The organism is Paenibacillus sp. CB74 (genome assembly GCF_055687625.1).
In genome coordinates, this window is record NZ_CM146009.1 from 3147140 (window position 1) to 3161269 (window position 14130).

Annotated in this window: 11 protein-coding genes; 1 reads left to right on the top strand and 10 read right to left on the bottom strand. The window is 46.8% G+C overall.

Going from position 1 to position 14130, the window contains the following annotated elements; genetic code table 11:
• Positions 1-7: 7 nt before the first annotated feature.
• From ACX9NY_RS13865 to ACX9NY_RS13910, 10 genes are all read right to left on the bottom strand, one after another.
• Positions 8-784 (bottom strand): manganese efflux pump, encoded by a 777-nt coding sequence (locus ACX9NY_RS13865; RefSeq protein ID WP_472478928.1) that lies wholly within the window; start codon positions 782-784, stop codon positions 8-10.
• 132 nt (positions 785-916) lie between these two features.
• Entirely contained in the window at positions 917-1753 is an 837-nt protein-coding gene (gene mutM / locus ACX9NY_RS13870) for a DNA-formamidopyrimidine glycosylase (protein WP_339303171.1), read from the bottom strand.
• A 117-nt stretch (positions 1754-1870) separates the two neighbouring features.
• Positions 1871-4525 carry a DNA polymerase I gene (polA, locus tag ACX9NY_RS13875; RefSeq protein ID WP_472478930.1) on the bottom strand — a complete coding sequence of 885 codons (2655 nt, stop codon included), beginning with the start codon at positions 4523-4525 and terminating at the stop codon, positions 1871-1873.
• Between the two features lie 238 nt (positions 4526-4763).
• On the bottom strand, positions 4764-5423 hold the full coding sequence (phoU, locus tag ACX9NY_RS13880) for a phosphate signaling complex protein PhoU (protein WP_017689478.1): 660 nt from the start codon (positions 5421-5423) through the stop codon (positions 4764-4766).
• A 63-nt stretch (positions 5424-5486) separates the two neighbouring features.
• On the bottom strand, positions 5487-6242 hold the full coding sequence (gene pstB, locus ACX9NY_RS13885) for a phosphate ABC transporter ATP-binding protein PstB (RefSeq protein WP_339260134.1): 756 nt from the start codon (positions 6240-6242) through the stop codon (positions 5487-5489).
• A 234-nt stretch (positions 6243-6476) separates the two neighbouring features.
• Positions 6477-7658, bottom strand: coding sequence for a methyl-accepting chemotaxis protein (locus tag ACX9NY_RS13890; protein ID WP_472478933.1), 1182 nt, complete (start codon positions 7656-7658; stop codon positions 6477-6479).
• A gap of 152 nt (positions 7659-7810) precedes the next feature.
• On the bottom strand, positions 7811-8539 hold the full coding sequence (locus tag ACX9NY_RS13895) for a response regulator transcription factor (protein ID WP_339241021.1): 729 nt from the start codon (positions 8537-8539) through the stop codon (positions 7811-7813).
• A 116-nt stretch (positions 8540-8655) separates the two neighbouring features.
• Positions 8656-10476 (bottom strand): two-component system histidine kinase PnpS, encoded by a 1821-nt coding sequence (pnpS, locus tag ACX9NY_RS13900; protein ID WP_339260130.1) that lies wholly within the window; start codon positions 10474-10476, stop codon positions 8656-8658.
• A gap of 43 nt (positions 10477-10519) precedes the next feature.
• A complete protein-coding gene (locus tag ACX9NY_RS13905) occupies positions 10520-10867 on the bottom strand; it encodes a cupin domain-containing protein (protein WP_339241017.1) in 348 nt (115 codons plus the stop codon).
• Between the two features lie 254 nt (positions 10868-11121).
• Positions 11122-11991: an SDR family oxidoreductase gene (locus tag ACX9NY_RS13910; RefSeq protein ID WP_339241014.1), complete on the bottom strand. Its 870-nt coding sequence runs from the start codon at positions 11989-11991 to the stop codon at positions 11122-11124.
• A gap of 406 nt (positions 11992-12397) precedes the next feature.
• Here ACX9NY_RS13910 and ACX9NY_RS13915 point away from each other — a divergent pair, with 406 nt between their 5' ends.
• The gene (locus ACX9NY_RS13915; protein ID WP_472478936.1) at positions 12398-13957 is read left to right on the top strand and encodes a histidine kinase N-terminal 7TM domain-containing diguanylate cyclase; all 1560 of its coding nucleotides are present in this window, start codon (positions 12398-12400) and stop codon (positions 13955-13957) included.
• Positions 13958-14130: the final 173 nt, after the last annotated feature.

Consider the following 14130-nt stretch of genomic DNA (forward strand, 5'->3'; position numbering starts at 1 on the left):
TTTCACCTCATAACAGCTTCATTATTCCCATAATCATTAACAATAGTGCCGGCAATACAGAGAGTCTTCGCATCCAGCGCAGGGCTGAGAATCGTAGTCCAACCTTCATGCCGAGTGACAGAAACGCCCCACTAAACAGGGCAATAATGAGTGCCGTCCAGAGCGTGGGGAATCCCAAAAGAGCCGCTCCCAGGCCTGCTCCAAACGCATCCAGAGACAGGGCAATCCCCAGCCACATCGCTTCCTGAGCAGATATACTTCCCGAGTTATCCATATCCGCCTTGGAAGGGCTGCGAAGGATCTGAATGACGACCCCCAGCTTACGGAGCTCCAAAGTAAATACCATTCGTTCGAGAGAACCACCCGAAGCCGATTGCTCCAGATCCAGTGCAAGCACCTGATTCCTGCCTTTGGAATCCGGCAGCGTCACTTGTACGTTTCCCATCGCATTAACGTTTGTTTCTTCTGTTCCCTCATCCGTTCCGTTGCCTGTTTCCAGCTGTTCTTTTCCTTGCTTTCGAATAAGTTGCAACAGTGACCATGCACCAATACCTATCAATATAACGGCGCCCACAATGGAAGCGATATTCGGTGACACGACATGGGACAACAGCACACCAACTTGCATCGACAAGGCAATAACCAATCCCGAACAGATCGAAATAACAGCGATAGATAACAGGGGAATCTTCGTCCTCCGTAACCCATATGTAATCCCGACTCCAAAACCATCTAAACTAAGCGCCAAAGCAAGCGCCAGCAATGAAATAAAATGATGCAGCACCCCGGACTCCTCCTCTGTGCGGTACTCGTGCCAACTGAAGATGCCAGTATGGGTATACGCCCGCTTATTTCTGCCATATCAGTATATGGAGGGAGGAATCCAAGGGTGCTATGATTTCATCATTTCGTTCATTCAGTTCAAGTTCAGCGGCTGACAGTTCGGACAAAAATGCGTACCACGGCCACCAACCACCGTTTTTTCAATTAACGTACCACATGTTGCACAAGGCTCCGATTTGCGTCCATAGATTTTCAGTTGATGCTGGAACATGCCCATCTCACCCTGTCCGTTCACATAGGATTTGATGGATGAACCCCCTGCATTCACTGCATCTTGCAACGTAGCCACAATCGCTTCATGAAGCACCGTTAACTGCGCCTCGGTCAGAGTTTTGGCGATGGTCTCAGGATGGATGCCGGCGCGAAATAGAGCCTCGTCCACATAAATATTCCCGATACCCACCACATATGCCTGATTTAACAACACAGCTTTAATTTTGGTTGTTCGCTTGCCCACCGCCTCACGGAATGCGGTTACCGTAAAGGCCGGATCAAGCGGCTCCAATCCCAGCTTCAGCAAAGGTTTCGATATCAGTTCCTCACCTGTATTAAACAGATGCATCGTACCGAACTGGCGTACATCCTTATAACGCAATTCCGTACCATCATTAAAATGGAAGATTACATGTGTATGCTTCTCCACATCTTCATGCTGCTCGTACACGCCGTACCTTCCTTCCATCCGCAGATGGGAGACAAGCACCAGCCCGTCCAGCAAAATACGCAAAAACTTGCCGCGTCTCTCCACGCCAATTACGGTATGTCCCGCGAGTTCCATTGCAAATGCATCTATGTCGTCCGGCCGCTGAATAATTCGCGGCAAGCTAACGGTCACATGATCAATCGTTTTGCCCACAATAAGTTGATTCAATGTTCTTCTGACTGTTTCGACTTCCGGTAATTCCGGCATGATGTTCTCACCTCCCCTATATTATAACGGAAGATGGCGCTCAGCGGGACCCTTTTCTTATATCTCTAACATGGAAGGTCCGATTGTAAAATACCGGAAAAACCGCGCGCTGCTTGATTATTTTGCTTCGTACCAGTTATCCCCAAAGCTGACTTCAGCTTTCAGCGGAACTGACAGTTCCAATGCTTTTTCCATGACCGAAGGCACGAGTTCTTTCATCAGCTCCAATTCATCGGCAGGCACTTCGAACACAAGTTCATCGTGCACCTGAAGCAACATACGGCTCTTCAACTTGCGTTCCCGCAGTGCTTCATCCATCTGTACCATGGCCAGCTTGATGATATCTGCCGCAGTTCCCTGAATAGGTGTGTTCATCGCCGTACGCTCTGCGAAGGAGCGCAGATTGAAGTTGCTGGCATTAATCTCTGGCAGGTAACGACGTCGCTCAAGCAGCGTTTTAACGTAACCATCCTGGCGAGCTTCTTTCACAATGTCATCCATATATCGGCGCACACCCTGGAATACTTCAAAATACTGATCAATAAACTGCGCTGCCTCTTTACGAGTAATGTGCAGATTCTGTGATAAGCCATAATCACTTATTCCATATACGATACCAAAGTTAACTGCCTTGGCGGAACGACGCATATCCCCATCCACATCCTCAGGCTTCACGCCAAATACATCCGAAGCAGTCTTCGTATGAATATCCATATCATTGACAAATGCTTCCTTCAAGCGCTCATCGTCCGAAATATGTGCCAGAACACGCAGTTCAATCTGGGAATAGTCTGCTGCCAAAATGGACCAACCGGGTTCGGAAGGAACAAATACCTTCCGGATTTTGCGACCTTCTTCCATCCGAATCGGAATGTTCTGCAAGTTCGGGAATTGACTGCTAAGTCGTCCCGTTGCAGCAATGGTCTGACGATAATACGTATGCACCTTGCCATCTCGATCGGAGATCTCTTTGAGCAGTCCTTCCACATAAGTAGATTGCAGCTTGGCAAGCTGACGATATTGCAGGATATGCTTAACCACATCATTATAAGGCGCTAATTTCTCCAATACTTCAGCATCTGTGGAGTAGCCTGTTTTTGTTTTCTTCACGACCGGCAAGCCCAGTCTGTCGAACAAAATCTCCCCCAGTTGCTTCGGCGAATTCAGATTGAATTCCGTCCCTGACAACTTGTAAATCTCAGCCATAAGTCTGCTGATATGCTCTTCGAACTCGCTTCCCAGCGCCTGCAAATCGGCTGTATTAGCCTTAATACCCTGCTTCTCCATATCTGCCAGAATACGCGACAACGGCATCTCCAGCTCATGGAAAAGTGAGTTCATCTCATCGCCCTCCAGCGCCTGTTCCTGGAGAGGTATAATCGCTGCCACAGCAGCAGCTTTCCGGCAAAGGAAATCGCCCAGGATCTCTGCTTCCGGCACCTTATACTTGGCCCCTTTGCCCATAACCGTGTCATCCTCCACGAGTGATGGCAGACCATACTTGGTTGTGAGTCCACTAATTGTCTGGTTGGATTCCGTTGGATCAAGCAAATAAGCAGCCAGCTGTACATCGAATGATGCGCCAGCGAATTCAATTCCATGTGCATGTAGAGCCAGGTCTACACGATGAAGATCATACCCGCGCTTTGGTTGTTCTGAATTACCAAGCCATTCCCGCACTGAAGCAGCAGCATCGGAATGAAGCAATTCGGGAGATATGAACGTATAGGTTCCAGCGGAACCTACAGCAAGTCCAATCAATTTTGCTTGGTGCGGGTTATCCCCATGTGTCTCCACGTGGAGGACATCAATGGAACCCAGGGAACTGAACAGCTCGCCTATGTTGTCCTCTGTTGCAATGGAGGACTCTACCTCGGCAGCAGGGACCGCTTCCTGTTCAGAAGCCAGGCTGCCGCTGAACGACAGACGTTCGAGCAAGGATTTGAATTCCAGCTTGGCCAGTGCAGGGCCAGCGTGTTCTTCTTTTAAACCGCCGAATTGCATATCCTCCCACGTCTGCTCAAGCGGAACTTCCCGGTGAATTGTCGCGAGTTGCTTGCTCATCCGGGCATCTTCGGCATGGGCCTCGATCTTTTCCTTCATCTTGCCTTTCAGTTCACTTGTACCATTCAGCACATCCTCCACCGATCCGAACTGGTGCAAAAGCTTCAGTGCTGTTTTCTCTCCGACTCCGGGAATACCCGGAATATTATCAGACGCATCGCCCATCAGACCTTTGAGATCAATGATTTGCAGCGGCGTCAGACCATAACGCTCCTTAATCTGAGCAGGATCATACAGTTCAATATCGGTTACCCCTTTACGTGTCAGTCCGATATGTACATGTTCAGAGGCAAGCTGCAGCATATCTTTGTCACCCGATACAACAAGCACCTGTCTGCCCGCTTCATCTGCGCGTTTGGTTAACGTCCCGATAATGTCATCCGCTTCAAATCCTGCCAGCTCAAACTGGGCAATGCCAAGTCCTTTCAGCAGTTCTTTGAGCAATGGGAATTGCTCTGACAACTCTGGTGGTGTTTTCTCCCGACCACCCTTGTATTCCTGATATCCTTCGTGTCGGAACGTAACTTTGCCTGCATCAAATGCGACCATCACATGTGTAGGCTTATGCTCTTCAAGCAGTCTCAGCAGCATCGTGGTGAAGCCATATACGGCATTGGTATGCAGACCTTTCGAGTTGGTCAAAGGCGGCATTGCAAAAAACGCCCTGTAAATAATGCTATTTCCATCTATGAGAATAAACTTGTCCATTCCAGCACCTCGCGTATTATATGGTCAACCTCTTCAAATTACATCTATTCTCATGATACCATACCCACCTGTCACATCAAAAAGAATAGCCTCTTTTCACTTCATTTAATCGCAAAAAAGAACCTCCTCCACAGGCAGCTGTACACAGCCTACCTGAGAGAAAGTCCTTTTCCATTCATATGATTGCATTACTTAATCAGCACTGATTCCCCAATTCCAAAGCCAAAGCAATACTCTTCTATTGATTCAGATCCGGACGTTTACCTGTGACCAGGTATACCGTGCTCTCACCAATGTTGGTTGCATGGTCGCCAATACGTTCAATGTAACGTCCAACCATCATTAACAGCATAGCCTGAGAAGCCTGATTCGGATGCTCTGTCATTAACGTGTAGAGATCACTGATCATGTGGCTGTACAGTTGATCGACCTGATCATCCGTCTGAGCCATTTTGTAGGCCAGATCTGTGTTTTCTTTCAGGAAAGATTCGATGGATTCATCAATCATGGATTTCACGATTTCTGCCATCTGCGGGATATCCACCAGAGGTTTAATCAGCTTCTGTCCATCCATCCGGAGTGTCACCTTCGCCACGTCGAGAGCAAGATCTCCCATACGCTCCAGATCACTGGAGATTTTGAAAGCCACGATAATACGTCTGAGGTCCTTCGCCACCGGCTGTTGTGTAATGATCAGTTTGGAGCCAAGCTCCATAATTTTGTCTTCAAGGGCATTCAGATTCGCATCATTCTTGATGATGACCTGAGCTTTCTCCGCGTTCATCGTTTGTAAACTCTCAATAGCCCCATCCAGTGCTGCTCCTACATGTTCACCCATTTGCTTGAGCAAGGTACGCAGCTCTTCAAGCTCCTGATCAAATTCTTTTCTGCGAATCATAGATTTCATGTCCTCCTTATCCATCGTCTCCGGTTATGCCGGGATCATTCCAACTCAGCTCGCTTAACCGAACCTTCCAGAGATATAATCCTCGGTTCGGGAATCTTGCGGTGTGGAGAATAACGTCTCCGTATCAGCTGCCTCCACCACTTCACCATTCAGGAAAAATACCGTGCGTCCAGATACCCGTGCCGCCTGGTGCATATTGTGGGTAACCATAACGATGGTGTACTTGTGATGCAATTCCTTCACCAGCTCCTCAATTTTCAACGTGGAGATCGGGTCGAGTGCCGACGTTGCTTCATCCATCAGCAGAACGTCAGGCTGTACAGCCAGCGCCCGTGCAATACAGAGACGCTGCTGTTGTCCGCCAGACAGACTCAGTGCCGACTTTTTCAATACATCCTTCACTTCATCCCACAGTGCCGCATGGACAAGACTCTGTTCCACCAACCGATCCAGTTCAGCCTTCTGGGTTACCCCATGCAAGCGTGGTCCATAAGCGACGTTATCATAAATGGATTTGGGGAACGGATTCGGTTGTTGAAACACCATGCCGACCCGTTTGCGCAGTGTCTCCACTTCAATCTCATTACTGTAGATATCGGAGCCATTCAACATAACCTGTCCTTCCACACGAACACCCGGAATCATGTCATTCATCCGGTTCAATGTGCGAAGCAATGTCGATTTACCACAACCTGACGGCCCGATGAACGCAGTAACCGTTTTTTCCGGCAGATCCATCGATATATTTTTAAGCGCGTGATGCGTATCATAGTATAAATTAAGTTTATCAATGTGAATGAGGTCCTTCATGGATGTTCACTTCTCCTTCGCTGCAGGGACACGAAAACTCCCTTTACGTTGAGACCGATGCTGGTAATCGTTCATCGCTGCTCGGCCATCTTTAATATCCTACCCTCTCATTGTAAAAACCGTATCACTTTCATGTTAACGGAATGTAAAAAGACATCCTTAACCTTCATGATCTGCGTAATGGATCAATCTGATTCCTGATGTCTACCTTAGCCTTATGGATTGCCTTATATTTTACTCACTATTCAAAACCATCTCATCCAGCTTTGTACGAATATGCTCTGCGACTTCTCCAGCTTTTCCGCCTTCCATGGCAATTTCCTCTGCTATACGGGACAGATCTCTCACCGCACTGTTCAGTTGCCGGAACGTGGCTCCCCCTGCAGTGACATGTACCGAACTGTCATCAATCTCCGCTCCGCTTGCCTTAACCAGTTCTACGGTCTGAAGGGTCAGTCCACCAATATTCTCCAGCAATGAAGACATGCTGCCTGCAACTTCACGGGTCTGTTTCGCCAACGCTCGAATCTCGCCTGCAACAATCTGAAAACCTCGTCCATATTCACCGGCATGTGCTGCTTCGATGGAAGCATTCAGGGCAAGGAGCCCACTCTGATCTGCCAGAGATCGGATCGAATGTGCCATGCCTGAGCCTGTTTTGATCGAATTCAACATGTGATCCGCATGTTGTCCTTGACTCTCCATATGCTGATGTACCCGGTTATAGGAAGCATCGACATGCTTCAAACTCTCTTCGCCCCGCTTGGACAATGCCATGATCTCCCGGGCCTCATGAACGGTCTGATTCGCTGCATGCACCAGCTTGGTAACTGCTTCATTAATTCTCGTTATCTCCTGCCTGCTCTCCGATACCGTACGAACACGTTCTTCCGAAGACGCTTGTTGCAATCTGCGGGAAAGCGACATCACATCACGCATCGTCAGCACACCGAGCAGTCGATCCTGATCCGTAACGAGTAGACAATCGTAGAAATGTTGTTCATTCCGTCCAAGTGCGATATCGATAATTGTGGTCGCTTCCATATGAATATCTGCAATAACCGGCGATGTGTTCACGACTTGTATGACCGGCTTACGGTAGAATAGATCTGCGGCAAAACGGCCGTTTAACATCCGATATAACGTCTCTCGCATTAACAATCCAGTAGGTTTCATCTGCTCATCACATAATACAATGCAAGGGTGCTCCTGACCCTGATTCATCATCGTCGCTGCTTCTCCACAGGTCGTGTGGACTCCGGCGACAGGAACCTGGCGGTAATAGTCTTGCAGATGGATTACAGGTTCTTCAGCAACCACCGTTACTTCATGATGCTGTTGTTCGGGTGTCGTTAATTCTTCGTTATGTAAAACAACATGAGGCTGGTCAGGTTTCACTTCGAGCAACATGGGCATAAATGCGCAATCTCCTTTACGTATTAGCTCCGTCTTGAGATAGATTATGTAGGTATAAAGTATCACCCAGATAAGTCCATGCTACTCCCTCTACGTAAAGGAACATCCTCCTTTATGTTAAACGAATGTAAAATAAAACTCCCCGATCATTGCTAACTTGAATGATGGGGAGTTTTTCTTTTCACAACCAATTTATAACCTACACCACGAATGGAATCAATGTGAACCGATTCTGGGTCCAGCTCCAGCTTTTTGCGTAATGAGCTGACGTGTACGTCCACTGTTCGTTGACCTCCGATATAATCGAAGCCCCACACCGCGTTCATCAGATCATCCCTTGTCAGTACCACACCCGGCTTTTTGGCCAAATATAAGAGAACTTCGAATTCTTTCGGACGCAGACTGATGGATTGTCCACCCAGTGTCACTTCATATTTCAGAGGATAAATCTCAAGCTCTCCCAGAATAATTCGTGAACCATCCTTGTCATCAGGCTGTGGTAAGTCTTCACCATTGGAATAACGTCTTAATACGGCATCCACTCGGGCTAATAACTCAGATACACCAAATGGTTTGGTAATATAATCATCGGCACCCGATTTCAGTCCCTGTACTACCTCGGCTTCACCGTTCTTGGCGGTCAGAATGATAACAGGTGTACTGACACCCTGTATTCTTAACTTATTCAGAATGTCCAGACCATTCATGCCCGGAAGCATCAGATCAAGCAAAATGAGATCAAATTCCTGAGACAAGGCCCGATCATATCCTGCAGATCCGTGATCCTCTGCCGTAACGTCATAACCTTCCTGTGTCAGGTTATACGTGAGTAATCTCGATAATGTAGGTTCATCCTCAATAACTAGCAAACGCTGTGCCATGATACCCCTTCTCTCTTCATAGGTTGTCTGTTGCCACAACACTTTTTCTATCATAGCACTAAATTGTTAACGCGGTGTAAAACAAAACAACCTTTTTACATTTTCCTACTTCATGTCTAGATCTCTTCATCCTGAATGAATGGAAGGATCACACGGAACGTTGTCCCCATGCCCAGCTCACTCTCAACAGACAATTTGCCATGATGCAATTCCACCAGATGTTTCACTATGGAAAGTCCAAGGCCCGTGCCCCCTGAATTACGGGATCTGCCTTTATCAACGCGATAGAACCGTTCGAAGATCCGCGGCAGATCTTTTTTCGGTATGCCAATTCCTGTATCCGACACCGCAAAGACCACTTCATCGTCGTTATCCATTGTCACCTGTAACTTCACTCGTCCGCCATCCGGGGTATAGTTGATTCCGTTGGATAACAGATTGATGAAGATCTGCTTCATCTTGTCCTCATCCGCTTCAATGTACAGTTCCTCCGGAACATGCATTTCCAGACGAATCTGCTTTTTCTCCGCCACCTTGGACAGGGTGCCCAGCACCATTTCGAAGAAAGAGTGTACATGAACAGGTGAACATTGCAAAGGCGCGCGTTTGGATTCAATTTTGGATAACTCCAGAATATCCCCAATCAATCGGTTAAGTCGATCTCCTTCATCATAGATGATTTTCAGGAATGAACGCTCCGTCTCCTTATCCTGTACCCCGCCACTGAGCAACGTTTCGGCAAAGCCCTTGACCGCAGCAACAGGTGTCTTAAGCTCATGTGAGACATTCGCAACAAACTCACTGCGCATTGACTCCAAGCGGCGAATCGCCGTCACGTCCTGCAACAGGAACAACATGCCTCGATACCCGCCATCATCTTCCGACATGGGTACGCCATCAATACGGATCAGTTTTTCCTCCGGGTTGAACACACTCACTTCTTCGTGCATCCGATCTTTCAGTGCAACACTCTCTTCAATGGTACGTGTTAATTCGTAGTGTCTTTTCAATTCAGTATAAGGCTTACCCGTAACTTTTCCTGCCTGAATACCGAGCATACGCTCTGCTTCCCGATTAACCAATGCAATGGATTGCCCTGCATCGATCATGACAATGCCTCCGGTCATGTTCGCGAGGACGCTCTGTAGCAAGGCTTCATTGTCACGAATCGTCTTCAGCTGGGACTGCAAGCTGTCTGCCATTCCGTTGATCGCAAGCCCCAACTGTCCGATCTCATCTCTACGCGTTACATCAACTCTCGCATCGTATTCCAGCTTGGTGATTCGATGAGCCACTTTTGTAATATGCTCAATCGGGGAGGTTAGTCCGCGTGCAACCCGATAACTGACAAATGCGACAATTAAGAACAGCAGTCCAAGTGCAGCAAACATAATCATCCAACCACGCTGAAGACCCTGATCAACCGCATGCAGACTCATTGAAAGGCGGATGTAGCCATCAAATTTGCCGCTGGGCATTTCAATCATGTCACTTTGATCCGAATTGACAGGTAGTGCTACATACAGCATGTCCTGTCCCAGTGTTTCACTGTACCGTATAGACTGCCCGTATCCATCCCCAACCGCACCCAGAATTTCTTCCCGGTTCAAGTGATTATCCATCGCTGCCGGATTACTCTCGGAATCTCCAATGACGGTGCCGTCTTTATTGATGAAGGTCACCCGGGAATCCGTGAGGCGATCCAGTTCCAGCGCCCGATCTGAATAGTACTTTCGTGTGGCTTCCGAGGTTGGATCACTTGCATCATGGAAGGGAAACGTGGCTTTGAGCAAATTAATCTCCCGCACCATGGTTTGCTCCAATGCGGTTATGTGCGTAGTTTTAAACACTCTGCCCATTGTATATCCAGCTACAATGACGGATACACCGATCAGCACCATCATAATGATGGCAAGGCGAATTCGGAACGGTCTCATCTATCTCTTCCTTTATGATCAGATTAACATCTAATAATTGGCTCTATATTGAATCCAGTTCAATTCGGTCACCACGGGTGCCGGGATTGGAAATAACGAGAAACTCCACTTCTTCGTTGCTGCGATTCATCATCTGATGCGGCATTCCGGGTGCAATCTCTATTCCTTCATGGGTTTCCAGCACGAACATTTCTCCGTTTAGTTCCATATATGCTTCACCACTAAGGATGAAAAAAAACTGACGGCTTACCGAATGAACATGTCGTGTTTCAGTCGTTCCTGCAGGCATTCGCTCATGAATGATGCTCAATTTATCGTTTTGAACAAGGTGCCAGCCATCGCACTGTGCACCCCATATATAATGCGCTGCATTCTGTTTGCTCATTTTCATATGACTTGTCCCTCCGCGTATAATTTGCTCGATCTATCATATCACAGATTAGGGAACTTCCAATCAGCCAAGCTATTCGTACCATATCATATATGTATCAACGCAGATGCAGACTTTTGTAAACAGCTGCTAAACCGCATCTTAGACTTGCACAATTCCCTGATATAAAAAAGACGCACCGCTCAGCCATGCTGAATGCGATACGTCTCTCTATATAATCAATCCTATACGGATTCCGAATCATCTTAAAAGCATTACCCGTTTACCACTTCACCGCCATTTACATGCATTACCTGTCCACTCACATACGATGAATCATCCGAAGCCAGATACACATATGCGGGAGCCAGTTCATCCGGTTGCCCTGGACGTTTCATCGGCTGGGTTGCGCCAAACTCACTTACTTTTTTCTCGTCAAAGGTGGATGGAATGAGCGGTGTCCAGATCGGCCCTGGTGCAACGGCATTGACACGAATTCCCTTCTCAATCACATTCATCGACAGAGAACGAGTGAACGAAGTGATGGCACCTTTGGTAGATGAATAATCAAGCAAGGTCGGGCTACCGCGATAAGCTGTTATGGATGTGGTGTTAATAATCGTACTGCCTTTCTTCAGATGTGGCAGAGCTGCCTGCGTCACATAGAACATGCCGAAGATATTGGTACGGAATGTTCGCTCCAGTTGCTCTGGTGTAATATCCTCCAGATTCTGCTGTGGGTGCTGTTCCGCAGCGTTATTCACGACAATGTCCAGTTTGCCCAATTCATCCACCGTCTGCTGAACCGACTTCTTCGCAAAGGCATCATCACCAATATCTCCAGCTATCAAGATACACTTCCGTCCTTCTTGTTCCACTTGGCGCTTCGTTTCCTTGGCATCTTCGTGCTCGCTCAGATATACAATGGCGACATCTGCGCCTTCCTTGGCGTATGTAACAGCTACAGCCCGTCCGATCCCACTGTCACCCCCTGTAATGAGCGCTACCTTTCCCGTCAGTTTACCTGCTGCCTTGTATTCAGGCTTTTCAAATTCGGGTCTAGGATGCATCTCCGACTCGATTCCAGGTCGTTGATCCTGATGCTGTGCTGGCATTGTTTTTTCGTTTTGTGGTGTGGTTGACATCTAACATTCTCCTCTCAAAATGTGAACATGTTTGGATTACAGAAGACACGGACTTAGCTGTAACCTTCCTTGTCTTTCGTTCTCTGAAAAAGTCTCATTCTGTAGGATGGCATGAACAGTCCAGATTATTCTTCTGTGATGAAAAGCAACTCAAGGCTCGGCGTGCTGTCTCTATCAGCGTCCTACCTTCTATTCGTTATTTACCACGCTCTTTGGATATCAAACAATCGATTTGCTTCAAAGCCTGTATTGCCAGAATTCGAAATTTATTCGAAATTAGACTGTTTCATGATACAAAGTGTATTCCTATGCTGCTTGGGCTGAGGTACAATGTACAGTATACAGATATGCTTTAGCTATCATTTTTACTGGTTTAATCATCCTAATCTAACATGGAGACCTGACAATGGAATCGCATATTAATTCATATATAACACTCGTAGCCACTTCAGCCGTGCTGAATGTCTTTTTGTGTTTATATACCTATTTCAGAAGATCCGAGATCCCCAGCTCCAAAATATTCATCCTCTACACAGCAGCACTCTCCATATACACGTTTGGATATGCAATTGAGCTGGCCAGCAACACGCTCGAGCAGATGAAGTTTTGGACCACCGTGGAGTATATAGGCATGCCCTTCTCCGCATCTCTTGGCCTCATGTTGATGATAAAATATACAGGAAAAGCGTTATCCAAAAAGGTAACTGCCGCATTGTTTGTAATCCCTTCCATTACACTATGTATGGTAGCAACCAATGATTTTCATCATCTTTTTTATAAGAAAGTATGGCTTAGAGAAGATAGTCCCGTACCTCTGATGGATATCGCAGTAGGTCAATGGTATGTTGTACACGGCGCATTCACGTTCTCATGTCTGTTGTGTGCCTGCCTCATTCTGATCGGTCAATGGAAACACACCAAGAAGATGTACCGTCGACAATTACTTACACTGATTACTTCACAGATTATTCCTATGGTCGCAGCTTTTCTGTATTTGCTTGGCTTGACACCTGGTGGGATGGACCCCGTGCCGGTTCTCATGTGTATTACATCTGCGATGTATATCTGGGCCATTCTATCCTCTCGTCTCCTGACCATCGTGCCGATTGCTAAAGACAGTATTTTCGAGAGCATGCGCGAAGGAGTTATTGTACTGGATAGTTCCAATCGTCTGGTAGATTATAATCGATCACTTCGTGACATGTTGCCAGAGCTTAACCTCACCATGATTGGACAACCCTTGGATGAGATATGGCTTACTCTTGCCGGTGAGACTTTTCCCGTTCAATACGAGAAGGAAGGATTGCAAACGGATCTGTACTGGCAGTTAGCAGGTGAAACCGTCTGTTATCAGGTCAGAACATCTTATGTGTATAACAAGGATGCACAGATCGTGGGTAGCCTCATTATGCTCATTGATATAACAGAACAACGTTTCTTGCAAGAACAGCTAAAACAACTGGCTTATTTCGATGGTCTGACCAAAATCTATAATCGCACTCATTTTTTGCATAAAGGACGGGAGATGTTAAGCGAGGCTCGTCTTAATCAGCAGCCTGTTTCATTTATATTATTTGATATCGATTATTTTAAACGCATCAATGATACCTATGGACATGATGTAGGTGATCAGGCCATTATCCATGTAGTCTCTGTATGTAATCGATATTTGAGCCCTGAGATGTTGTTCGCCCGTTATGGAGGAGAAGAATTCGTTATCGCCCTTCCGGATACCTCTCTTCAAGAAGCCAAAGAACTTGCAGAGCAACTGAGAGTTGCCTTGTTGAATTCCCCCCTAGATGTTAAGGGAAATCCTATTACGCTGACCTCAAGCTTTGGTATCTCCCAATACAATGGAGGCATTGATTCGTTGGAATCCTTGTTACGTGATGCTGATACTGCGCTGTATGAGTCCAAGCGGATTGGTCGAAATGCAGTGTGTGCATATGCTGTGAGTGCAACCTAACCCATGTAGACCGTGTCTGATGGCAATGGACGATGATATGTATGGTAAAGACTGCTGTAGTACCAACTCAAATATAACAAGAAATGCTGATTCATCTTGGTAATAACAAAAATAGACAGCCGATGTGGCTGTCTATTTTTCATTTGTTTCCCGTAATGCTATCTTACATCCCA